Origin of the sequence: Collinsella aerofaciens ATCC 25986 (assembly GCF_964239575.1) — a bacterium.
Classification (GTDB): Bacteria; Actinomycetota; Coriobacteriia; order Coriobacteriales; family Coriobacteriaceae; genus Collinsella; species Collinsella aerofaciens_BQ.
The window spans coordinates 50,434-74,205 of record NZ_CAXSQQ010000002.1; the positions used below are offsets into that span (position 1 = coordinate 50,434).

Genomic DNA, 23,772 nt, shown 5'->3' on the forward strand with positions numbered 1-23,772 from the left:
TCACGGAAATGTTCGGTGGGTTGGCGAGGCATAGCTTCGCCAGTTATCGCAACCTAATAGTTTATCAGGTACCGACCGTTGGACAAGAAAAGCCTTGACGCGATTGAGTTTTTGGAGTAGCAAAGTTTTTCGGCAGAAAACACGCAGGTAGATGTATGTGTATCGAACATCTGTTCATATATTTTCTGTGAACAGAGAGCCAACAATCGCAGCTCTTATAAAAAACGGGCGCGAACCGAGGTCCGCACCCGTAAATGTCGATGCCCGAAGGCTTACTTGCGCATCAAGCCGCCGCGCTCGTCGATGGCGTCCCAGAAGGCGCTTGCAAAGCGAGGATCGCTTGCAGCCATGAGGGCGTTGGTGGCCATCCAGCCAGAGGGAGTGCCGGTGTCGTAGCCCGACAGCGGGTCGATGACGACCGCATACATGGCCTCGCGATCGAGCGAACGGGCCATTGCGTCGGTGAGCTGGATCTCGCCGCCCTTGCCGGCCTGCTGATCTGCCAGCAGGTCCATGACCAGCGGGCTCAGCAGATAGCGGCCGACGATGTACAGGTTGGACGGAGCAGCCTCGGGAGCGGGCTTCTCGACCAGACCGCCGATGCGCCAGACAGCGCCCGGCTCGGCATCGGCAACGCCCTCGGCGCCCTCGAGCGAACCGACGCGCTCGCCGGCGATAACGCCGTAGCGGCTGACTTCCTCGGGCGAGCAAGCAGCGACGGCGATAACCGAAGCGCCACCGTGCTCCTTGGAAACGGCGAGCATCTTGTCGCAGATGTCGCGGTTAGGCACAACGTAGTCGCCCAGAAGAACCAGGAAGTTCTCCCCTGCCACGGCGTCGGCAGCAGAGCGAATAGCATGGCCGAGGCCCTTGGGCTCGTACTGATAACGGAAGTCGACCGGCATACCGCCAGCGTGGGCGACGGCATCGGCATAGGCGTTCTTGCCGCGCTCGCGCAGCAGGTTCTCGAGCGAGCGATCGGGCTGGAAGTAGTTCAGTAGCTCGGGCTTACCGGGAGATGTAACGATGATGGCGTCGTCGACTTCCTCGGGGTCGAGCGCCTCCTCGACGACGTACTGAATGACGGGCTTGTCGAGCACCGGCAGCATCTCTTTGGGCGTGCACTTGGTGCCAGGCAGAAAACGCGTGCCAAGACCGGCGGCGGGGATGATTGCCTTCATGTTATTCAAAGATCCTTTCGCAGGCGCAAAAGCGCCCCATGCGTGCGGCGCACGGCCGCAGACCAAATTGCGATACCCAAGCATCTTACCGCTGGAACTATATGTCGCTACAAGGCAGAGACAATTCTTCAGCAGGTCAACGCAAATTATTGCTCGAATGGTGCAATTTTATTGCCCAACGGCAGGGCACCCGATACGACGCAAATCACAGAATACGGCAGTTTGAGCTACCGATGTCGAGGGACTGAAAAACAAAAAAGACGGGGCTCGCAATGCGAACCCCGCCTGCAAAGAAATCTGGCGAGAAAGCCTGATTACTTGAGGGTGACAGCAGCGCCAGCAGCCTCGAGCTTCTCCTTGGCAGCCTCGGCGTCCTCCTTCTTGGCACCCTCGAGAACAGCCTTGGGAGCGCCCTCGACGACCTCCTTGGCCTCCTTCAGGCCAAGGTTGGTGAGCTCACGGACGGCCTTGATGACCTGGATCTTGTTGTCGCCGAAGCCCTCGAGCACGACGTCAAACTCGGTCTTCTCCTCGGCCTCAGCAGCGCCAGCAGCGGGAGCGGCGACAACAGCGGCAGGAGCAGCGGCGGAAACGCCGAAGGTGTCCTCGATAGCCTTGACGAGCTCGGAAGCCTCGAGAAGGGTCATTTCCTTAAGAGCATCGATGATCTCATCGGTGGTAAGCTTAGCCATTTCTAAGTCCTTTCGGTTTCCGTGCGAATGCACGGAGATCAGTTAAAACACGGCGCGAATGCGCCAGGGGTGCGGCGTTGCCGCCGCGGGTGAAAACAGCAACTAGGCTGCCTTCTGCTCGGAGACCTGCTGGATCGAACGAGCGAGACCAGAGGAAACGCCGTTGACGCAGACAGCGATGTCGCGAGCGAAACCGGAGATGAGACCGGCGATCTGGCCGAGAAGCTGATCCTTGGTGGGCAGCTCGGCGATAGCCTTAACATCATCAGCGGAAACGGCCTTGCCGTCGGAGATACCGCCCTTAATCTCAAGGACGCCCTTGGACTTAGCGGAGAAGTCCTTAAGGGTCTTAGCGGCCTCGACCGGCTCGGTCTCGTAGAACACATAAGCGACGGGGCCGGCGAGGATCTCGTCGAGCTCGGGCTGCTCCTGGTTCTTGAGAGCGATCTTGACCAGGTTGTTCTTGTAGACCTTCATCTCGGCGCCGCACTCGCGAAGCTGATGACGCAGCTCCTGAGCCTGCTTAACCGTCAGACCATTGTAGTTGACGACGAACAGACCGGCGTTCTCGGCGATACGGGACTCGATCTCTGCAACCTTGTCGATTTTGTACTGCTGGGGCATGAATTACACCTCCTCGAATTCTTTCCGGGCACGGTCCGCCACAAGGACGTGACGGGGGCATGTCCAAAAAGAAAGCCCCCGCGCTGCATGAGCGACGGGGGCGAGAAGACATATCTACTCGACCACCTCGGCTGGCGGGATATCCCATTAAGCTCGCGGGCAAAGCCCGTTAGCGCCGGCTGTCTCTGGCAGCGGATTCGTGCGTGAACCGAAAGTATTATGGCGGGGACCCCGGCGTCGGTCAACGGGCGCGAGGATTCGTACACAAACCCTGCATACGCTCCGACCGGGAGGGGCAGGGCGAGTTTTCCGCTCGGTCAAGTCCTGGGCTCGCACGAAGGCCACATTAAGTGGCCTTCGGCTCGTGCGGAATCTACGGAAAACTCGCCCTGCCCCTCCCGGCCGGAGCTACGTTACCTTTGCTGCGAATCCTCGTGTCCGTTGAGCGACGCGCCCCACTCATAATGCTTGGGTCGGTGGGCTGATGTGTTGCATCCCTGAGGGCTACAAGGTTGAAATGAAGGTGGACAGGCGGCGGAGACCTTCGTCCAGGTCTTTGTCGGAAACGCAGTAGCTGAGGCGGATGTGGCCTTCGGTTCCGAAGCAGTCTCCCGGGACTAGGGCTACGTTTGCTTCTTTGATGGCTTTGATGCAGAAGTCTTCGCTGGTTAGACCGAATTTTTTGATGCTCGGGAAAGTGTAGAAGGCTCCTGCGGGCTCTACTACGTCGAGGCCCATGGCGTCTAAGGCTGCGAGTACGCGTTCGCGACGGGCTCGATAGACTTCGAGCATGGGGGTTGGGTCGACGGTCAGGGCTCGGGCTGCGGCGTCCATTTCGAAGGAGACGGCACTCGATACTAAGTATTGGTGAGCCTTGGCGATCTCGGCGATGACGGGTGCCGCTGCCGCGAGCCAGCCCAGGCGCCAGCCGGTCATGGACCAGGGCTTGGAGAAGCTCTCGATGATGACCGTCTGTTCACGCAGCTCCGGGTGACGCTGGGCAAAGCGCTCGTAGCCATCCACATAAACCAGGCGGTTGTATACGTCGTCGCAGACCACGTAGATGCCCGCCTGCTCCGCCACGCGCGCCACGGCGTCGAGCGATGCCGCGTTGAGGATGCAACCCGTAGGATTGTTGGGCGAGCAGATGACGATGGCCTTGGTCGCCGGCGTCACGCAAGCACGAAGCGCATCCTCGTCAATCTGGAATTGCGCAGGCTCCGTATCCAAAAAGACCGCTTTGGCGTGATTGGCCACGACGATGCTCTCGTACAGGCCAAAGGCCGGCGTGGGGATGATGACCTCGTCGCCGGGGTTGAGCATAGCCATAAATGTTGCCGACAGGGCTTCGGTCGCGCCGTCGGTTAGGATGACCTCGTCGGCCGAAAACGTAAGGCCCGCGTCCCCCATGTAGGCAGATAACGCCTCACGCAGGGCGGGGCGCCCGTTGTTGGGCGGATAGTGCGTGTCACCGCGGTCCAGTGCGGCGGTCACCTCGGCGCTAATCACATCGGGCGTGGGAAAATCGGGCTCGCCAAGCGCAAGCGCGATGCACCCCGGGTGCTGGGCGGCGAGCGCGTTGATTCGGCGGATACCGGAGGGCTTGAGCGTGGCAAGCGAGGTATTCATGGGCAGTCGCATGGCGTTCCTTTCGTAAGGGTTGCACTAGGATAGCGCGGTGGGGCGCCGCCGGACGGTGTAACCTAAACGGAAACCAACCGGAAAGGAGGCAGCATGGAGCCGACCGCGCGCAGCGATGTACCAAAAACGCTGCAAACCATTGCGTATATCAGCATTCCCAATAGTGCCGATCTTGAGTTTTTGCTCTGGGACCTGCAGGATGCCATCGCCGCCTATGCACAGCTTTCCGGCACCGCACTCCCCCGCCCGGTCGACTTGAAGGCAAATGACGCCGGCAGCGTTGCCGATGGCATCGTGCTGGCCATTGAAGATGTGGCTGACGATGAGACGTTGACAGCCATCGAGCAGGCGCTTGAGCGCTTTGGCGGTACGGGAACGCGCGTCTATGCCGCGATTCGAGCCGCACAAGAGAGCACTGAGCAGGCGCGTGGGACCGCCGTTCGCCTGCACAAGGCATGTGAGCGCCATGACCAATTGTGGTGTGGCGGCGTTGCCATCTGCGCCGGCAGCGGCATCGCAGCGCTTCGTCGCTCCCCGCGCATGGGACTCTTGCGGCGACCGTTTTCGGAGGCCATGGACAAGCTCGTGGGCGCCGTTCGCATGGGGTGTTCCGTCGAACACGCGCAGAAGCTCGGTGGCGCCGCAACGGGTGGCGTCGACACCGACGGCATGGTGCGCGCCACGTCTGCGCTGCCCACACCGATCTGGCACGCCGTTATGAGGCATCTTGCCGAGCACTCAAACTGCTAAATCGAAAAAGCCTGCCAATCAACGGCTTCACTCCAGCGCTCGACAAGGCGTTCCAGACGCCACGCCGCATTGGCGGGACTTGTCGACGGCAGAACGATGGCCGGCAGCCCGGTGCGCTCTTGTAGATAGCGCTTGTAGAGCCGGCCAGCTGTACCACCGTTGCATATCACCTGCTCAATGGGAGCTGCGCCGGTAATGCGCTCGATATGTGCCGGCACAACGTTACGAATGCTCGCGTCACTCGAGCCCTTAATGTCACAGCTCTCAATCACATCCCACAGAGCTACGCCGCCGTTCAGCAGCATAGCCCGCTTGGCGGCAATCGAGGCGTCAAGCGTCACGGGCTCGCCGCTCGCCAAAGAGTCTCCCTCGTTGGGCGGCACGGGCGCACCAAGGCACGCGGCCATCACGCGCCAAAAGCGGTTCTGCGGATTGCCATAGTAAAAGGCATTGGCACGCGAGAGCACCGAGGGAAACGACCCCAGCACCAAAACGCGCGAGCGCTCGTCAAACACGGGCTCAAACCCATGCTCAATATGCTGATAGCCCTCGTCCGGCGCAGTCATGAATTAGGCCCTCAGCAGATAACGCACCTCATAGGGCGCAAGTTCAAGGGAGCCTGTCAGCTCGACCGTGGGCGCATCGTCGGCAAGCAGGTCGACGAAGGAGCCGTTGAGTTCGCCGGCTCCAAAGGTATAGGGCTCGTTCACGGCATTGACCGTCACGAGCACCGTCGCGTCGTCGCAGGCGCGCTCGAACAGCAGCTGCTTGTTCTGGATCACCACATTGCGATAGGCACCGTAGTTGAGAGCACGGGCCGCCGCGTCGTCGGCCGAACGAAGGTGTGCGAGCTGCGTGATGAACGCCGTCAGTTCGTTGGGCGCAGGCTCATCGAGCGCAGGGCGCAGCGCCCAGTCGCCATCGGGGCCGCCCTTTTCGCCAGCAATTCCCCACTCGCTGCCATAGTAGACGCACGGGATGCCCGGCATGCCAAAGAGCATGCCGTAGGCGGGACGCAGACAGGACTTGTCGGTGAGGATGCTCGCCAGGCGCGGCACATCGTGGTTGTCGACAAACGACAGCAGATGTTTGCCGCGGTAGATGCACCAGGGGTCGCCGCCAAACTGACGGTGCAGCGAATGGGCGATCTCGAACATGTTGACCGAGTTAAAGCTGGAGTACAGGCCCTTGTAGCACTCGTAGTTGGTGCAGGAGTCGAGCATCTCGTCGTTGACGATTTGGCTGTAGTCGCCGTGGAGCGTCTCGCCGATCAGCACAAAGTTGGGCTTGAGCTCACGGGTAAAAGCGTGCAGGCGGCGCATAAAGTCGCGGTCGAGCATATAGGCAACGTCCAGGCGCAGGCCGTCGACGCCAAAGACCTCGGCCCAGCGGCGCACGGACTCGAGCAGGTAATCGACCACGGCGGGGTTTTGCAGGTTGAGCTTCACGAGCTCAAAATGGCCTTCCCAGCCCTCGTACCAAAAGCCGTCGCCATAGCAGGAATCGCCGTCAAAGCTAATGTGGAACCAGTCCTTGTAGGGCGAGTCCCACTTGCGCTCCTGCACATCGCGGAAGGCCCAAAAGCCACGGCCCACATGGTTGAAGACGGCGTCGAGCACCACGCGGATGCCGTGGGCATGCAGTGTCTCGCACACGGCGGCAAAGTCGGCATCCCCACCCAAGCGACGGTCGATGTGGCGCAGGCTGCGCGTGTCGTAGCCATGACTATCGGACTCGAGCGGCGGATTGATGAGCACAGCGCCAATACCGAGTTTTTGCAGGTAGTCGGCCCATTGGGCGATTTTCATGATAGGAGCATCGGGGTTGGGCACGGCGTTAGCAGCCTGGGCGAGCTCATCCTCGGCAACGGGCGCGGCGTTTTCGCGCGGAGCTCCGCAAAAGCCCAGCGGATAGATCTGATAGAACGTCGTCTCGTATGCCCACATAGCAACCTCCCGGTAAGCTCAACACAACGACATCCATTGTATGCCCGGCTTGTATCCTCTTCCCCAAAATAAGTTGCGGTGGAATAGTTCCTGCTTGGGCCTTCAGAGGCCTTAAACAGGAACTATTCCACCGCAACTGATGAGGGGACGTGGTTAGGCGACAGGCTTTGCGCGACGAATGACCGGGAACATCACCGTGATAGCGAGGATGACGCCCACGGCAGCGATCGCACCACCCGCGTAGCCGATCAAGGCGATACCGGGGCCCGAAACCACGGCTCCGCCGATCGCGGTACCCGTGCCGATACCCAGATTAAACAGGCCCGAGAAGATCGACATGGCGACGGCCGACGAATCTGCCGACGTGCACTTGATGAGCTCGGCCTGAAACGCCACGTTAAAGGCCGTGGCGCAGCAACCCCACAGTGCGCAGACGGCAAGCACTGTCACGAGCGACGATGCGGCCGGCCCCATGAGCAGCAGGGCCACCGGCACGCCGGAGAGCGTGATAGCCAAGAACGGGAAGCGATGCCCATCGAACAGGCGGCCAAACAGCCAGCTTCCGAGCAAACCAGAGCAGCCAAACGCCGTCAGCGTCATGGTAATGGCGCCCGCATCGACGTGCGCGACCTGCGCCAGGAAGGGCTCGATATAGCTGTAGCTTGCGTAATAGCCGGTCGCCATGAAGACCGTGACTGCGTAGAGCGCGATGAGGAGCGGGTTCTTGAGCAGCTCGGGCAGCTGTTTGACGGTAAAGCGCTCACCCGCCGGCATGGCCGGGAACACCGCTGCCTGGTAGACGACCGCGATGGCTGAGAGGCCCCCGACCACGGCAAACGTCATGCGCCAGCCCACGGCCAAGCCAATGGCGCGACCGAGAGGCAGGCCAAAGATCTGCGCGATGGACGAGCCCGTAGCGATCATGCTGATGGCGAGCGCGCCGTGGCGAGTGTCGACCAGGCGCGAGGCCATAATCGAGGCGACTGACCAGAACACGGCATGTGCGCAAGCGACCACCAGGCGCGCGCAGACCAGGATGGGATAAGTCGGCGCCACAGCGGACAGAAACTGGCCCAGCGAGAACACGGCGAGCACGCCCAGCAGCATCCGCTTGAACTCGAAGCGCGAGGCAAACACCATGAGCGGCAACGACAGCAGCATGACGCCCCAGGCGTAGACCGAGATCATGATGCCCGCCTGGGCCTCGGTGAGCGAGAACGACGCGGCGATATCAGTCAAAAGGCCGATGGGCATAAACTCCGACGTGTTGAACACGAACGCACAGCAGGTGAGCCCGATGAGCGGGAGCCACTGCTTGAGCGTGATGCCGTCTTGCCTTGTCTGAGTCATATATAACGCCTCCAATCGTTTTGAGCGGAGGCGATTATATAGCAACGGCCCCGCATCCGTCAGTACAGATGCGGGGCCGAAAACAATTCGATACACAGAGGTTGCGCCGTCAATTCATAACTAAGCCAACCCCAGCAATATGCCCGCCGAATGCACGACAAACGCCACGATCCAGGCAACGGCGACCTGAAACGCGAATACGGCCACGGCATAGCGCGCGCCCAACTCGCTCTTGACGGCGCCGATTGCCGCCACACAAGGCGGGTACAGCAACGTAAAGACCAAGAACACGTAGGCGGTAAACGGCGAAAACATGGTCGACAGCGCCGCGGGCGACGTTGCGCCCAAAAGCACCGTGAGCGTCGAGATGACGCTCTCCTTGGCAATGAGCCCCGTGACGAGCGCCGTCGAGGCGCGCCAGTCGCCAAAGCCGAGCGGGGCCAACACCGGCGCGATGATGCTACCCAGACCGGCAAGTAGGCTTTGCGACTGGTCGGCGACCACGTTAAAGCGGATATCGAACGTCTGCAGGAACCAGATGACCACCGTAGCGGCAAAGATAATGGTAAAGGCCTTGGTGATGAAGTCCTTGGCCTTATCCCATGCCAGCATCACCGTCGTCTTGACGCTCGGCAGGCGGTAATTGGGGAGCTCCATGATAAACGGCACCGGGTCGCCCTTAAATGCCGTGCGGTTGAGCACCAAAGCCGCGACGCAGCCGACCACGATACCGATCAGATAGAGCGAGACCATGGCGGGAACCGTCGCCTGCGGGAAAAACGCCCCGCACAGCAAGCCGTAAACCGGCAGCTTGGCTGAGCAGCTCATAAACGGCGTGAGCATGACCGTCATCTTGCGGTCGTGCTCGGATGGGAGCGTACGGGTCGACATGATAGCCGGCACGGTGCAGCCAAAACCGACGAGCATGGGCACGAAACTGCGGCCCGACAGGCCAAAGCGACGCAACACCTTATCCATGACAAAGGCCACGCGCGCCATGTATCCGGAGTCTTCCAGAATGGAGAGGAACAAAAAGAGCACGACGATAATCGGCAGGAAGGTCAGCACACTGCCCACGCCCGTAAGCACGCCGTCGACAGCCAGCGAGCGCACCACGTCGTTGGTACCGAACGCCTTGAGGCCCGCATCGGCCGAGGCGATGATGGCAGCGATACCGTCCTCCATAAGTCCCTGCAACGCCGCGCCGATCACGCCAAACGTCAGCCAAAAGACGAGGCCCATGATCACCAGAAACGCCGGAATGGCTGTGTAACGACCTGTCAGGATGCGGTCAATCTTGACGGAGCGCACGTGCTCGCGGCTCTCGTGCGGCTTGACGACGCAACGCCCGCACACGTCGCCGATAAAGCTAAAACGCATATCGGCCAGCGCAGATAGGCGGTCGGTGCCGGCCTCGCCCTCCATCTGGGTGATGATGTGCTCGATAGCGTCGAGCTCATTGCGATCCAGGTGAAGCGCCTCGGTTACCAGCTCATCGCCCTCGACCAGCTTGGTCGCCGCAAAGCGCACCGGGATGTGCGCCGTCACGGCATGGTCCTCGATCAGGTTGGCAATGCCGTGGATGCAGCGATGCAGTGCGCCGCCGTCCGATCCATCGGGCGCACAGAAGTCCAGGCGACCGGGGCGCTCGCGGAACCGCGCCACGTGCAAGGCATGATCCACCAGCTCGCCGATACCCTCGTTGCGGGCAGCGCTAATGGGAACAACGGGCACGCCCAACAGGCTCTCGAGCAGGTTGACGTCCACGGCGCCGCCGTTGGCCGTCACCTCGTCCATCATGTTGAGCGCGATGACCATGGGGCGGTCGAGCTCCATAAGCTGCAGCGTCAGGTACAGGTTACGTTCGATGTTGGTGGCGTCGATGATGTCGATGATGGCGTCGGGGTTTTCGTCCAAGATGAATTGGCGGCTGACGATCTCTTCGCCCGTGTACGGCGACAGCGAATAGATGCCGGGCAGGTCGGTAACGCCTGCCTCGGGGTGGTTGCGGATGGTGCCATCTTTGCGGTCGACCGTCACGCCGGGAAAGTTACCGACGTGCTGGTTGGAGCCCGTCAGCTGGTTGAACAACGTGGTCTTACCGCAGTTTTGGTTGCCGGCGAGGGCAAAGTGCAGCGGTGCGCCCTCGGGCACGGCCGTCTTTGCCGCACGGGGCGAATACGTCCCCTCGCCCAGAGCCGGATGCTCCGTCGTGCCGATTGCGGCGTTAGCGCGCGGACCCGTATCGGTGTCGTGAATACCCACGAGCTCGATGCGAGCGGCATCGTCCTTGCGCAGTGTCAACTCGTAGCCACGCAGGCGGATCTCGAGCGGATCGCCCATGGGGGCGTACTTCATCATGGTGACTTCGGTGCCCGGCGTTAGACCCATGTCCAAAATATGCTGTCGGAGTGCCTGATCATCCGATGCCACCGATGCGACAACGGCGTCCTTTCCAATCTCGAGTGTATCGAGCTTCACGTCCGTGTTCCTCCCCCGGCGCCCACAGGGCGTTGTATTTATGTTCACCATGGCTAACCGTTTGCCATGGCTAACCAATTGTAACCATGCATGATAGCGCGAACACACAACGACGTTCAATCGACAGATTGCTGCAAGGAACGTCCCCAAGTGCCGGCACAAAAGGAACGTCCCCGAGTGCCAAGTGCCGCAAGAGTGTCCCTTTCGACTAGTCGCTTAAGAACGTCCCCAATGACTACCTACGCCAAGCCCTTGACAGCTAGGACGATGCCGATGTCTTGGAACCGACAGCGAAAGCCCGCCAGGGCGAGCAAGGTGCCTTGAAACGAGGCGGCATTGACCTTCTGGTCATGCCGCCGAAGTTGAAAGGCAGATTGCCGCCCTGGCGGGCTTGCAGCGTCAAGTGGTTACGGCGTTTGGTAAAACGCCGTAACTAAAACCCGTGGCGCTCCAGGAAGCGGAAGGCTAGGCGGATCCAGGGACGGACCGCCACCTGCTTGTCCTCGTTGTCGACCGCGGTGTTGGCGTTGCCGAGCGAAAGGCCGTGACCACCCTGGTCGAAGACGTGTATCTCGCATGCAACGCCCTCCTCGGCCATGCGCTGCGCAAACGGGTAGACCTGCGCGATCGGTGCCGTCTTGTCGTCGGACACGCCCCACACAAAGGTCGGCGGCATCTGACGCGAAACATGCGTGGTGGGGCAGATGTCGGCCAGATGCTCGTCAGTTGCCTCGCCGCCCGTCACCATCGACAGGTAGTCGTTGAGCAAATCGCGTCCCGTCTTGCCGCCCGTCTTGGGCACGCGCAAGTCAATGCGCGGATCGCGCGTCTGCATGTCGCGCACATAGGCAAAGTCGAGCAATGGATAGCCCAGCACCACGGCATCGGGACGAATGTCGTCCGGACGCGCCCCGGCAAGTGCCGCGAAGGGGCCGGTCTTCCACTGTGTTGCCAGCGAGGCGCAAATCATGCCGCCAGCAGAAAAGCCCACGACGCACACGCGCTTGGGATCGACATGCCACTCGTCGGCGTTGGCGCGCACCGTGGCGACCATCTTGGCAAGATCTGCCTGGGGGTGCGGAAAGCTCACGTCACCCGTAGAACTCGTGACATAGTTGAGCACAAAGGCCTGGTAGCCGCGGTCCAAAAATGCAAACGCCACCGGGTCCTGCTCGTGCGGAGCGATATGCGTAAACCCGCCTCCGCCGCAGATGATCACCGCGGGGCGGCGGCCATTGGGCTTGTCGGGCAGCGGCTCGGCACCCAGATACGTAAACGTCGCCGGATAATCCTCGGTCGGCTCCTCGCCCCACAGCGCATGGTTCTCGACAATCATATGTGCTCCCTTCGCGCAAATTAAGCGCCCTAGTTTTTGCCTTCAAGCGTACCCCACTTGAACCCGTGGCGCAGAAACACACCAGCAATAAGTTTCCCTCCAACTGATATATCACATAATCCCAGCTCAGAGGTATCGCTGAGCAGCGTAGAATAGGGGCGTTGACCAAGCCGCGAAACACATATGAAACGTTTCCGGCAAACCAAACGCGCGATATGCGCCTATTTAAGTTGGAGGCAACTATGGGTCTGCTCGATTCGCTTAAGTCCACCTTCACCTCGACCGGCGAGGCGTCCGTTCCGCCCTCAGCAAGCTTCGCCACCCGCGAAGGCGTCATCTATGCCCCCGTCAACGGCGTGCTCGTCAACCTGGACGAGGTTCCCGACGAGACGATCGCCTCGGGCATGCTTGGCCAGGGCTATGGCATCGAGCCCATTACCGGCACCATCTATGCGCCCGCCAACGGCCGCATCGGCGCCACCACTGTCACCAACCACTCCATCGGCATGATCACCGAGGACGGTCTTCGCGTGTTCATCCATGTTGGCCTGGGCACCGTGGAAATGAACGGCAAGGGTTTTGCCCGCTTTGTCGAGATGGGCGATGTGGTCAAGGCAGGCCAGCCGCTCATCAGCTTCGACCGCGAGGCCATTAAGGCCGCTGGTCACGAGGACATCGTGACCGTCATCGTCTCCGAGCTCGATCGTCTTAAGAGCATCGGCCATGTCGGCGAGTCTGGAACGCTTATCGGCGGCAACCCGCTCGTCAAGCTTGGCGACCCGCTGCTGGTTGCCAAGACCAAGTAGCCAGGCCCCACGCCACACAGCCAAAAGGCACCTCGTCAAGCGCCCGCGACCATTTGGCCGCGGGCGCTTTTCGTTTGAAAAACCATCCCGCCAATGCTTTATCTGTATAGCTCAAATGAGCCGAGCTGCTAGAATATCGAACTGTATGGATAACTATCATTCAACCGTTATGGGAGGATACGTGAACCGCACCAAAATCGCGCAGCTCTATGCCGATGCCGAGTCGCTCGGCGGCCAGACCGTCACCGTCGCCGGCTGGGTCAAGTCCGTCCGCGACATGAAGAACTTTGGCTTTGTTACGCTCAACGACGGCAGCTGCTTCCGCGACCTGCAGGTCGTCATGAACCGCGAGGCACTCGACAACTACGACGAGATCGCCCATCAAAACGTCTCGGCCGCACTCATTTGCACCGGCACCGTCAAGCTGACCCCCGATGCGCCCCAGCCTTTCGAGCTTTCTGCCACCTCCATCGAGGTCGAGGGCACGAGCGCCCCGGATTACCCGCTGCAGAAGAAGCGCACAACCGTCGAGTTCCTGCGCACCCAGCAGCACCTGCGTCCGCGCACCAACCTGTTCCGCGCCGTGTTCCGCATCCGCTCTGTCGCGGCTGCCGCCATCCACCGCTTCTTCCAGGAGCAGGGCTTTGTCTACGTCAACACCCCCATCATCACCACGAGTGACTGCGAGGGCGCCGGCGAGATGTTCCGCGTGACCACGCTCGACCCCAAAAATCCGCCCCTCACCGAGTCCGGCGAGGTCGACTGGAGCCAGGACTTCTTTGGCAAGCATGCGAGCCTCACCGTGTCCGGCCAGCTCAATGCCGAGAACTTTGCCATGGCCTTTGGCGACGTGTACACCTTTGGTCCCACCTTCCGTGCCGAGAACTCCAACACCACGCGCCACGCCGCCGAGTTTTGGATGATCGAGCCCGAGATGGCCTTCGCCGACCTTAACGACTACATGGATAACGCCGAGGCCATGCTCAAGTACGTCCTCAAGGACGTTATGGCAACCTGCCCCGACGAGCTCAATATGCTCAACAAGTTTGTGGACAAGGGTCTGCTCGAGCGCCTGGACCATGTCGCCAACTCCGACTTCGCCCGCGTCACCTATACCGAGGCCGTCGAAATCCTGGAGCAGGCAGTCGCTGCTGGCCACCAGTTTGATTACCCCGTCAGCTGGGGCATCGACCTGCAGACCGAGCACGAGCGCTTCCTGACCGAGGAGCACTTTAAGCGACCGACTTTTGTGACCGACTACCCGGCCGAGATCAAGGCGTTCTACATGCGCATGAACGAGGACTGCAAGACCGTCGCCGCCGCCGACTGCCTGGTTCCCGGTATCGGCGAGATTATCGGCGGCTCCCAGCGCGAGGAGCGCCTGGATCTGCTCGAGACCCGCATCAAGGACCTGGGCATGAATCCCGAGCAGTACAAGTACTACCTTGACCTGCGCCGCTACGGTTCCTGCAAGCACGCCGGCTACGGTCTGGGCTTCGAGCGCTTGGTCATGTATCTGACCGGCGTGGGCAACATCCGCGACGTCCTGCCGCACCCGCGCACCGTGGGCAACGCCGACTTCTAATCGTCGGACGCCAGCTCGCGTCGCCACACGCCAACGCTCATCGCATAAGCGTCTCTCGACATCGGTCGAGAGACGCTTTTTTTCAACAGCATCCGTCAAGCTTTTGGCAAGTTTTTGGTCAGTTGAGCAGGGCTGTTGAAAACTCGACCCACCGTTTGCCGACGACTACCGACCGCCCAGAGCGCCCTGCGCCCCTGGGAAAGCCCCACGTCCTAGGCTCCATACCGTCGCCACCCAAAACGGAAAGGACGTGGGCACGATGACCGAAGCCGCTGTTGAAACCTACGACACCACGACGAGGGGCGCCGCCTCGATGGCAGCCTATCGCGCCGTTCGCATCCTGCAACTATTAAGCGAAAACACCGGCGAGGACAAAGCCATGCTTTCCGATGAGTTGATTCGGCGCCTCGCCCATCCCGACGACCCCGCCCGCATGCCCATCTCGGCGGCGCGGCGCAGCATCTACACCGCCATCTCCGCGCTTCGCCATGCCGGATACGAAATTGAGTACAAACGCGGCGTGGGCTACAAACTTCTTACCCGCCCGCTCACCGATGAAGAGATCATCCGGCTCCACGGTATGGTCATGCGCAACCGCTCCACGCCTATCGCTATCCGCAAGAGCATGGCGCAGCACTTAGTTGCCATGGCGAGCGCCGACGTTCGCGGCTACCTCGATACACCCGAACCCGCTCCAAGCGCAGACAGCAAGGCTACCAAGGCAACACGCACGCCCATCAAGCGCATCGACACGTGCGAGCTCGTCGAGCAGGCCATCGACCACGGAACCACGGTGAGTTTTGATATTTCGAGCGTCACGACACGCGGCGAAACCGAAGCGGCACGGATGACACTCCGCCCCTTTGCCATCAGGCAGCGCGATGGCATCTCGTATCTGCTGGGAACGGTCTACGACGCCCGAGGCGCCGATGATACGCTGCGCACCGTAGAGATTGGCCGCATGAGAAACGTCACCACACGTCTCCTCGACGGCAAGAAGCTCTTCGCCGCCCTCGACGAGGAGGACGACGCCTCTGCCGCATAAGAACCTCCGCCGTCCATTCGACTACCCGTACCGCCCATCCGGTTCTGTATTAAAAAACCCGCCAGGTTATTGTAAAAATGGACATCCGCGCTACTATAGTTCCACTTGCACTTTGTTTGAGTGCAGTGTTTCCAGCCATTTCTATACTGGGGGTAACGATATGAAGGACATCACCATCAGCCGCAGGAGCCTTCTGGTCTCCGCCGGCCTGCTCGCGCTCGCTCCGCTCGCCGGATGCGGCGGCAACTCTGGTTCCGGCTCTGCTGCCGCTGGTCCCGACTACACCGTCGGCGTTCTGCAGCTCACCGAGCACTCCGCACTCGATGCCGCCAACGACGGCTTTGTCAAGGCCATCAAGGAGAGCGGCCTTAAGGTCAAGATCGACCAGAAGAACGCCCAGAACGACCAGTCCACGTGTAAGTCCATTGCTGACAAGTTTGTGGGCGACAACGTCAACCTGATTTATGCCATCGCCACGCCCGCCGCGCAGGCTGCCGCCGGCGCCACGGCCGATATCCCCATCGTGGGCTGCGCCATCACCGACTACGCCGCCTCCGGCCTGGTCCAGGACAACGACAAGCCCGGCACCAACGTCACGGGCGCTTCCGACCTCACCCCGGTCGCCGAGCAGCTCGAGATGATGCAGAAGGTCCTGCCCGACGTTAAAAAGGTCGGCCTGCTCTACTGCACCGCCGAGTCCAACTCCGACGTCCAGATCAAGGCCGCCAAGAAGGAGCTCGACAAGCTGGGCCTCGAGTACACTGACTTCACCGTCTCGAGCTCCAACGAGATTCAGTCCGTCGTCGAGTCTGCCGTGGGCAAGGTCGACGCGCTGTACTCCCCCACCGACAACACCATCGCCGCGGGTGCCTCGCAGGTCGGCCAGATCTGCAAGGAAAACAAGCTTCCCTTCGTGACTGGCGAGGAGGGTATGTGCATGGCCGGCGGCCTGTTCACCCTCTCCATCAACTATGAGGACCTGGGCTACGCCGCGGGCGAGATGGCCGTTAAGATCCTGAAGGGCGAGGCCAAGCCCGAGGATATGCCGATCAAGCACCTCTCGAGCAAGGACCTGGTCGTCGTCAAGAACGACGAAATGGCCGAGGCCCTGGGCATCGACCTTTCCGCCCTGGACGCGTAATGCCATACGCGGCATGCGTCTAGAGCCCGTGCTCGCGCTTTAGCCGCGTTATTCAATATCTGAGCCACAGGGGCGGGCGCTGTAGACCGGCGTCCGCCCTGCTTGTTTCAGGTAAAACAAAACGTCTGTCCGTAACTCTTCTATGCATTGTTACCGCTATTATGGTGAATCACGTGTCCACCCTATCCTAGGAGGTATGAAGCATGCTCATTGCATTGCAGGGCGCCGTTTCGCAGGGCGTCCTCTGGGGCATTATGGTGCTTGGCGTGTTTATCACGTTCCGCCTGCTCGACATTCCCGATATGACCTGCGACGGCAGCTTTGCCCTCGGCGGCTGCGTCTGCGCTGTGCTCATCGTCAATAACAACGTCGACCCGCTGTTCGCCGTGCTGGCCGGTATGTGCGCCGGCGCCATCGCGGGCGCCGTCACGGGCATTTTGACCACCGTCTTTGAGATTCCTGCGATCCTCGCCGGAATCCTCACCCAGATCAGCCTGTGGTCCATCAACCTGCGCATCATGGGCAAGTCCAATACGCCCATTCTTGCCAAAGGCACCGTGTTCTCGGCCGTCAGCAATATGACCGGTCTGCCGCAGTCCACCGTTGCCATCATCTTGGGCATCCTGCTCGCCGTGGCTATCGTTGCCATCCTGTATTGGTTCTTTGGCACCGAGATCGGCTCGGCGCTGCGAGCCACCGGCAACAACGAGTACATGATCCGCGCCCTGGGCGTCAACACCAACTCCACTAAGATGATCGCCCTCGTGCTCTCCAACGCCCTCATCGGCCTTTCGGGCGCGCTCATCTGCCAGAGCCAAAAGTATGCCGACATTGGTATGGGCACCGGTGCCATCGTTATCGGTCTTGCCGCCATTGTTATCGGCGAGGTGCTCGGCCGTCTGCTTCCCGGCGGCCTCACGCAGTTTAGCGTCCGTCTTGCCTCCGCCGTCTTTGGCTCCGTGGTGTACTTCCTTATCCGCGCCATCGTGCTGCAGTTGGGCATGGACGCCAACGACATGAAGCTGCTCTCCGCCGTGATTGTCGCTGTGGCCCTGTGCGTGCCCGTGGTTTGGGAGCGCTATAAGCTCCGCAGCTCCTACACGAAGGGGGATGAGGCAGATGCTTAAGCTCTCGCACGTCAAGAAGACCTTTAACAAGGGCACCGTCACCGAGAAGCGCGCGCTCACCGGCGTCGACCTCACCCTAAATGACGGCGACTTTGTAACCGTGATCGGCGGCAACGGCGCCGGCAAGTCCACGCTGCTCAACATGATCGCCGGCGTGTACCCGCTCGATTCGGGCGTTATTGAGCTCGACGGCACCGACATCTCGCGCCTGAGCGAGTCGCAGCGCGCCAAGTACCTGGGCCGCGTGTTTCAGGACCCCATGCGCGGTACCGCTGCCGACATGCAAATCGCCGAGAACCTGGCCCTCGCCAAGCGTCGCGGCCAGCGTCGCGGCCTTTCGTGGGGCGTCACCAAGGCCGAGAAAGATGAGTACGTCGAGCTGCTCAAGCGCCTGGACCTTGGTCTGGACACGCGTCTCAACGCCAAGGTCGGCCTGCTCTCGGGCGGCCAGCGCCAGGCACTCACCCTGCTGATGGCCACGCTCACCAGGCCGCGCCTGCTGCTGCTCGACGAGCACACTGCGGCCCTCGACCCCAAGACGGCCTCTAAGGTGCTCAACCTGACCGAGGAGATCGTCGACGAGAACCACCTGACCACGCTCATGGTCACGCACAACATGAACGACGCCATCCGTCTGGGCAACCGTCTGATCATGATGCACGAGGGCCATGTGATCTACGACGTGGCGGGCGATGAGAAGAAGTCGCTCACCGTGGCCGACCTGCTGCAGAAATTCGAGGAGGTCTCGGGCGGCGAGCTCGCCAACGACCGCATGCTGCTAAGCTAAACCTACCAAAAAGGGACAGGTTTATTTTGGCAGGTTTTATCTGCGCAAACGTCAAAACCGCCGCTAAGGGACAAGCGCCCTTGCGGCGGTTTTCGCATATTATGTCGATAATCCGATATTCAACCAGACATTCTGGCTAAGGACTAAGGAAACTGCCATGAAAAGACCTCTTCCCCGTCTTGCTTGACCGCCGCACTCCTTACCGGCGTGCTCGCCGGCGCCCCAGCTTACGCCACCGCGACCGCCCCATCTCAAGTTAACGGCCCGTCCGATGTGATCGGACGGGCTTTTTGGTGGGTATCATGGTTGAATGATCATTAGGAGGTTTTCCCTACATGGAATTGTTTGAGCCGATTCTTCATTTCTTTGAGCAACGGTGGGTCCACAACATCATCTGGGCCGGCATCTTGGCAATAGGCACGGCAATCGCCACCAAAGTCGTTTCCAAGACGCTGCGCCACCTACTCAACCGCGACGATAACCCGCTTCCAGCATCGAGCATCTTCATCAACATCGCTCGCGCCGTCATCTGGATGATCGGCGGCAGCTTTATCCTCGACAACTGCTTTGGCATTAACGCAAACGCGCTCGTCGCCGCTCTTGGCGTCGGCGGCATCGCCATCTCCCTGGGCTTTCAGGACACGCTCTCAAACCTTATCGGCGGCATGCAGGTGACCTTTATGGGCATCATCAAGCCTGGCGACAACATCGAGGTCGGTGGTGTATCAGGCGTGGTCCAGGACATCACCTGGCGCCACACGACCATCGAAGATGCCTGCGGGCAGACTATCATCGTCCCCAACTCCAACATCTCCAAGAACACGCTCGTGCATTTGATGCCCTTTGGACGCGTGGCCGTGCCCGTTGCCGTAAAGGACACGTCTAAGTGGGCTTCCCTTGACGTGCTGGCAGACGAGCTCACGAGCGCAACTAAAACGGCCGTCTCGCCCATCTCGGGCTTTGACAAAGAGCCCTACGTGCTCTTTAGCGAAATCGGCGACTTCGGCATCAAAGGAAAGATCATCTTTATCGTCAGCGACGACAGCACCACTTTCACCGCTGCCGACGCCTGCATCCGCGCCATCGCCCCCATCATCGCCTAAACCACCGCAAAGGGGTCAGGCATCTTTGTAGTGGTTTTCATTCGTGGTACCATGGTTCATATAGTTGTTTAAACGACTAAGGGAGCAACATTATGGAAGAGGCCTATCGTCAAGCACGCAAGCGCGGCGAGCAAGGACGTCGACGCGCCATTAGCCAAAGCGAGCATCCATACCTTACGGACCTCGATAGCTTGGTTGCTCAGCTCCCCTTAGGTCAGCGAGAGAATGTCGGCCTGCGGGATATTCCGCTCGAAATGGTCGTCGGCACGGTCACCAAGGGCCGTCAGTCCGCCTTTTCGTGTAACTTTATGCCCCTGCTTCCGTTTAGCACCGAGTTCGCCCGCAAGTGGTCCAACCTCTACGACATCCAGGTGACCGAGGGCTATCGCGACCCCGTCATCGTCACCGAGTTCATGCATCGGTTCTATGTCCAAGAAGGCAACAAACGCGTCAGTGTCCTCAAATTCCTAGACGCCCCGACGGTTTCGGCCAAGGTCACCCGTCTCTACCCCGGCACATGGGATTCCGTCGAAAGCCGCCTGTACGGCGAGTTCTGCGCGTTTTGGCGCGTCTGCCCCCTATACGAGATCGAGTTCTCGCGTGAGGGAAGCTACGAAACGCTCGCGAAGATGCTCGGTCAGAACCTTATCGAAAAATGGCCGCAGAAAAAGGTCGACTACCTGCGCCACACTTTCCTGCTCTTTAAGCGTGCCTACCTTCGCGCAGGCGGCGATCACCTGGACATTACGCCCGCCGACGCCATGCTCGTCTACCTCAATGTGTACAACCAGGACCGCCTGCTGGATACGCCAACGGATATCGTCGTAAACCGCCTGTGCAAGATCTGGCGCGAGCTGGTCATTGCCGGCAAAAATGACGAGGACAAGGTCGATCTTGTCGAAGCACCGAGCGTCGACGAGGAGGAGACGCCCGCCAAGTCCACCTCTGGCGTGCTCAACTTCTTTATGGGCAAGACCGTCTACTCGACGGCCAACCCCCTGCGCATCGCCTTTATCCATGAGTTCCCCTGTGCGACGTCGAGCTGGGACAGCCTGCACGACCAAGGGCGTCAGTATCTCGATGAGCACTTTGGCGGTATCGTGCGCACCGAGGCGTTCGAGGACTGTCACGATCCGGATGTGTTCTACGCCGCCGTGGAAACGGCTGTCAAACATGGAGCAAACGTCATCTTCTCGACCTCGCACCGCCTGATGGAATACACGCTCAGGGCTGCCGTTGAGTATCCCCGGGTTCGGTTCCTCAACTGCTCTATCGGCCTTCCCCATCAAAGCGTCCGTTCGTACTTTGGCAAGATGTACGAGGCCAAGTTTCTGCTGGGCGCCCTTGCGGCCAGCATGGCGGACAACCACCGCATCGGTTACCACGCGTCGGTCTTCGCCTCGGGCGCACTCAGCGAGATCAACGCCTTTGCGATTGGCGCCTCGCTGCTCGACCCGCGCGCGCAGGTCATCCTCACCTGGGGCGATGTTCCCGCCGGTGGTCTTGCCGAAGCCATGTGCCGCGAAGGCGTAAGCGTCATGACCGGCGCTGACATGTCAAAGTCGCTCGAAGACCCAACGGCCTACGGGCTTCACCGCTTGGTCGACGGCAAAGTCACCGGCATCGCCATGCCCGTATGGAACTGGGGCCGTTACTACGAGCTCATCGTTCGCAGCCTTCTTCACGGCACGTGGGACGAGACCAGCGACGACAACCAAGTGCGCGCTGTCAACTACTGGTATGGCATGAGCTCCGGCGTTATCGACATCCGTTACGCTCCGGGCCTACCCTACCAAACGCGCAAACTCGTGCAGTTGCTCCGCAACGGCATTGTTGTGGGATCCATCAACCCCTTTGGCGGCGAGCTCCACAGCCAGAACGGCGTGGTACAGATCGAAGGCTTCCCTCCGCTGCCGAGCACGCAGATTGTCGAGATGAATTGGCTGGCGGACAACGTGGTAGGCACCATTCCGCAGCTCGACGATGAGCCGAAAGTCCCTGCCCTATGAAAATCCTTGCCATAGCCGATACCGAAGAACGATGCCTTTGGGAGTGCTTTCGCAAGGAACGCTTTGAGGGAGTCGACCTGATTTTGTCCGCCGGCGATCTGGACCCGGACTATCTTGAGTTTTTGGTTACGGTCATCAACAAACCGCTCATCTACGTGCGCGGCAATCACGATGACCGCTACGCACGTCATGCACCGGGTGGATGTATCTGCGTAGAGGACAGCGTGTACACGTACCGAGGGATTCGCATTGCGGGCCTTGGCGGGTCCATGCGTTATCGCGACGGCGCCAACATGTACACCGAACGCGAGATGTCCAAGCGCATGCGTAAGCTGTCGCGTAAGGTTAGGATGGTCGGCGGGTGCGACATTCTGCTTACCCATGCACCCGCCGCCGGTATGGGTGATCTGGACGATCTGCCGCATCGAGGATTCGAGTGTTTTAACACAGCACTCGAATCCTGGAATCCCGACTACATGGTGCACGGGCATGTGCACCAAAGCTACGGTTGCGATTTTCAGCGCGAGCGTCAGCATGTGTGTGGAACGACGATCATCAACGCCTGCGGCTATACGCAGTTTGAGCTCGACCAGACGCACTACCCCATCCGCGGCTGGCAAGCAGCTTGGCTCAACTCACAAACCATGCGCCGCGAGCTCAAACGCCACGAAGCCATCGAGTCTTCAACAGCCAGAACACCCTGGTAACCACCATAAAGGGGACACTGTCCCCTTTATGGTGCTTTTGACGCGATAGCAAGAAACCCGGTCCTGCACAAGGCAGAACCGGGTTTCTTTAGCAATGCTTGCTGTACTCAGGCAGTAACTAGCAGTTACTCAGCCAGGAAGTCACGCTGGACAGCGGGATCGACCTTGACGCCAGGGCCCATGGTGGAAGACACGGAGATGGACTTGACGTACTTGCCCTTAGCAGAAGAGGGCTTGACGCGCAGAATCTCGGTGTACAGGGCAGCGTAGTTCTCGACGAGCTGCTGCTCAGAGAAGGACTTCTTGCCCAGGGGCACGTGGCAGATGCCGTAGCGGTCGGCGCGGTACTCAACGCGGCCAGCCTTGAGCTCGGAGACCATCTTGGCGACGTCCATGGTCACGGTGCCGAGCTTGGGGTTCGGCATGAGGCCACGGGGACCAAGGATCTTACCGATGCGGCCAACCTTGGCCATCATGTTCGGCGTAGCGATAGCGGCGTCGAAGTTGATCTCGCCCTTCTGAATCTGGGCGACGAGCTCGTCGGAACCGATGATGTCGGCGCCGGCAGCCTCAGCCTCACGGGCCTTCTCGCCCTCGGCGAAGACGGCAACACGAACGGTCTTGCCGGTGCCGTGGGGCAGGGAGATGGAACCACGGATGTTCTGGTCAGCCTTACGAGTATCGATGCCCAGACGGAAGTGAGCCTCGACGGTCTCGTCGAACTTGGCGGTGTCGAGCTCCTTGATGAGCTTGGCAGCCTGAAGGGGGGTGTAGAGCGTGGCGCGGTCGATCTTCTCGGCAGCGGCGTTATAGCTCTTACCATGCTTAGCCATGTGCATTACCTCCTGTGGTTAAACGGGCGTGAGCCCTCCCACATCGTATCGTGTGCCCTATTGCACACATTTAACGGGCGCCCCGGTCGGAGCACCCGCCGTTACCATAAGAAATCGCTACTCAGCGATGGTGACGCCCATGGAACGGGCGGTACCGGCGATGATCTTCTTGGCGGCGTCAATGTCGTTGGCATTGAGGTCCGGCATCTTGATCTCGGCGATCTTGGTGAGCTGCTCCTGGGAGAGCTGACCAACCTTGTCAGCCTGGGGCTTAGCGGAACCAGACTTGAGGTTCAGCTCCTTCTTGATAAGGTGAGCCGCCGGCGGGGTCTTGGTGATGAAGGAGAAGGACTTGTCCTCGTAGACAGAGATCTCAACGGGGATGATGTCACCCTTCTTGTCCTGCGTCTCGGCGTTAAAGGCCTGGCAGAACTGCATGATGTTCACGCCAGCAGCGCCCAGGGCGGGGCCGACGGGAGGAGCGGGGTTTGCTGCACCAGCAGGAATCTGGAGCTTAATGACGTTGGCAACCTTCTTCTCAGCCATGGTCATTCCTTTCGAATCACGAGTGTGAAGTACTTGCTATATCGTAAGCACGCACGTGTTAGAAGCACTCCTGAGATGAGCA

The 23,772-nt window shown here is 60.4% G+C and carries 21 protein-coding genes; 10 read left to right on the forward strand and 11 right to left on the reverse strand.

All coding sequences use genetic code 11. The annotated features are described in order from the left end of the window. Positions 1-272: 272 nt before the first annotated feature. From ACESUZ_RS02090 to ACESUZ_RS02105, 4 genes are all read right to left on the reverse strand, one after another. On the reverse strand, positions 273-1,181 hold the full coding sequence (locus tag ACESUZ_RS02090) for a UTP--glucose-1-phosphate uridylyltransferase (RefSeq protein WP_117637621.1): 909 nt from the start codon (positions 1,179-1,181) through the stop codon (positions 273-275). Positions 1,182-1,495: 314 nt separating this feature from the next. Continuing rightward, positions 1,496-1,873, reverse strand: a complete 378-nt coding sequence (gene rplL / locus ACESUZ_RS02095) for a 50S ribosomal protein L7/L12 (protein WP_006235005.1) — start codon at positions 1,871-1,873, stop codon at positions 1,496-1,498. Positions 1,874-1,975: 102 nt separating this feature from the next. Further along, entirely contained in the window at positions 1,976-2,497 is a 522-nt protein-coding gene (rplJ, locus tag ACESUZ_RS02100; RefSeq protein WP_117646079.1) for a 50S ribosomal protein L10, read from the reverse strand. A gap of 504 nt (positions 2,498-3,001) precedes the next feature. Continuing rightward, the gene (locus tag ACESUZ_RS02105; protein ID WP_373198168.1) at positions 3,002-4,138 is read right to left on the reverse strand and encodes a pyridoxal phosphate-dependent aminotransferase; all 1,137 of its coding nucleotides are present in this window, start codon (positions 4,136-4,138) and stop codon (positions 3,002-3,004) included. 93 nt (positions 4,139-4,231) lie between these two features. On the opposite strand from ACESUZ_RS02105, the gene ACESUZ_RS02110 reads away from it, so the two are divergent. Beyond that, positions 4,232-4,888 (forward strand): hypothetical protein, encoded by a 657-nt coding sequence (locus tag ACESUZ_RS02110; protein WP_271747300.1) that lies wholly within the window; start codon positions 4,232-4,234, stop codon positions 4,886-4,888. On the opposite strand, the gene ACESUZ_RS02115 is transcribed toward ACESUZ_RS02110, so the two are convergent. The 5 genes from ACESUZ_RS02115 to ACESUZ_RS02135 form a co-directional block, all read right to left on the reverse strand. Continuing rightward, positions 4,885-5,454, reverse strand: a complete 570-nt coding sequence (locus tag ACESUZ_RS02115; protein WP_346979490.1) for a DNA-deoxyinosine glycosylase — start codon at positions 5,452-5,454, stop codon at positions 4,885-4,887. The genes ACESUZ_RS02110 and ACESUZ_RS02115 overlap by 4 nt on opposite strands. 3 nt (positions 5,455-5,457) lie before the next feature. Further along, entirely contained in the window at positions 5,458-6,834 is a 1,377-nt protein-coding gene (locus tag ACESUZ_RS02120; RefSeq protein WP_373198171.1) for an alpha-amylase family glycosyl hydrolase, read from the reverse strand. A 153-nt stretch (positions 6,835-6,987) separates the two neighbouring features. After that, on the reverse strand, positions 6,988-8,184 hold the full coding sequence (locus ACESUZ_RS02125) for an MFS transporter (RefSeq protein WP_373198172.1): 1,197 nt from the start codon (positions 8,182-8,184) through the stop codon (positions 6,988-6,990). A 120-nt stretch (positions 8,185-8,304) separates the two neighbouring features. After that, positions 8,305-10,716 carry a ferrous iron transport protein B gene (gene feoB, locus ACESUZ_RS02130; protein WP_373198174.1) on the reverse strand — a complete coding sequence of 804 codons (2,412 nt, stop codon included), beginning with the start codon at positions 10,714-10,716 and terminating at the stop codon, positions 8,305-8,307. Positions 10,717-11,098: 382 nt separating this feature from the next. Further along, positions 11,099-12,001, reverse strand: coding sequence for an alpha/beta hydrolase (locus ACESUZ_RS02135; RefSeq protein ID WP_373198176.1), 903 nt, complete (start codon positions 11,999-12,001; stop codon positions 11,099-11,101). Positions 12,002-12,243: 242 nt separating this feature from the next. On the opposite strand from ACESUZ_RS02135, the gene ACESUZ_RS02140 reads away from it, so the two are divergent. The 9 genes from ACESUZ_RS02140 (at position 12,244) to ACESUZ_RS02180 (ending at position 22,311) form a co-directional block, all read left to right on the forward strand. Then, complete coding sequence (locus tag ACESUZ_RS02140; RefSeq protein WP_373198177.1) at positions 12,244-12,807, forward strand: PTS sugar transporter subunit IIA; 564 nt, start codon at positions 12,244-12,246, stop codon at positions 12,805-12,807. Between the two features lie 181 nt (positions 12,808-12,988). After that, positions 12,989-14,392 (forward strand): asparagine--tRNA ligase, encoded by a 1,404-nt coding sequence (asnS, locus tag ACESUZ_RS02145; RefSeq protein ID WP_373198179.1) that lies wholly within the window; start codon positions 12,989-12,991, stop codon positions 14,390-14,392. A 259-nt stretch (positions 14,393-14,651) separates the two neighbouring features. Continuing rightward, positions 14,652-15,437: a hypothetical protein gene (locus ACESUZ_RS02150; RefSeq protein ID WP_373198181.1), complete on the forward strand. Its 786-nt coding sequence runs from the start codon at positions 14,652-14,654 to the stop codon at positions 15,435-15,437. A gap of 160 nt (positions 15,438-15,597) precedes the next feature. Then, the gene (locus tag ACESUZ_RS02155) at positions 15,598-16,578 is read left to right on the forward strand and encodes an ABC transporter substrate-binding protein (RefSeq protein WP_373198182.1); all 981 of its coding nucleotides are present in this window, start codon (positions 15,598-15,600) and stop codon (positions 16,576-16,578) included. Between the two features lie 203 nt (positions 16,579-16,781). Next, positions 16,782-17,705, forward strand: a complete 924-nt coding sequence (locus ACESUZ_RS02160) for an ABC transporter permease (protein ID WP_055309412.1) — start codon at positions 16,782-16,784, stop codon at positions 17,703-17,705. Further along, on the forward strand, positions 17,698-18,492 hold the full coding sequence (locus ACESUZ_RS02165) for an ABC transporter ATP-binding protein (RefSeq protein ID WP_055250279.1): 795 nt from the start codon (positions 17,698-17,700) through the stop codon (positions 18,490-18,492). The genes ACESUZ_RS02160 and ACESUZ_RS02165 overlap by 8 nt, the downstream gene beginning before the upstream one ends. Before the next feature lie 335 nt (positions 18,493-18,827). After that, positions 18,828-19,595, forward strand: coding sequence for a mechanosensitive ion channel family protein (locus ACESUZ_RS02170; RefSeq protein WP_373198185.1), 768 nt, complete (start codon positions 18,828-18,830; stop codon positions 19,593-19,595). A gap of 92 nt (positions 19,596-19,687) precedes the next feature. Then, on the forward strand, positions 19,688-21,604 hold the full coding sequence (locus tag ACESUZ_RS02175) for a BMP family ABC transporter substrate-binding protein (RefSeq protein ID WP_271747307.1): 1,917 nt from the start codon (positions 19,688-19,690) through the stop codon (positions 21,602-21,604). Beyond that, complete coding sequence (locus ACESUZ_RS02180) at positions 21,601-22,311, forward strand: metallophosphoesterase family protein (protein WP_117799696.1); 711 nt, start codon at positions 21,601-21,603, stop codon at positions 22,309-22,311. The genes ACESUZ_RS02175 and ACESUZ_RS02180 overlap by 4 nt, the downstream gene beginning before the upstream one ends. 125 nt (positions 22,312-22,436) lie before the next feature. Here the strand turns inward: ACESUZ_RS02180 and rplA are convergent, their stop codons facing one another. Then, positions 22,437-23,144 carry a 50S ribosomal protein L1 gene (rplA, locus tag ACESUZ_RS02185; protein WP_022093892.1) on the reverse strand — a complete coding sequence of 236 codons (708 nt, stop codon included), beginning with the start codon at positions 23,142-23,144 and terminating at the stop codon, positions 22,437-22,439. A 117-nt stretch (positions 23,145-23,261) separates the two neighbouring features. Beyond that, positions 23,262-23,690, reverse strand: coding sequence for a 50S ribosomal protein L11 (gene rplK, locus ACESUZ_RS02190; protein WP_022093893.1), 429 nt, complete (start codon positions 23,688-23,690; stop codon positions 23,262-23,264). Positions 23,691-23,772: the final 82 nt, after the last annotated feature.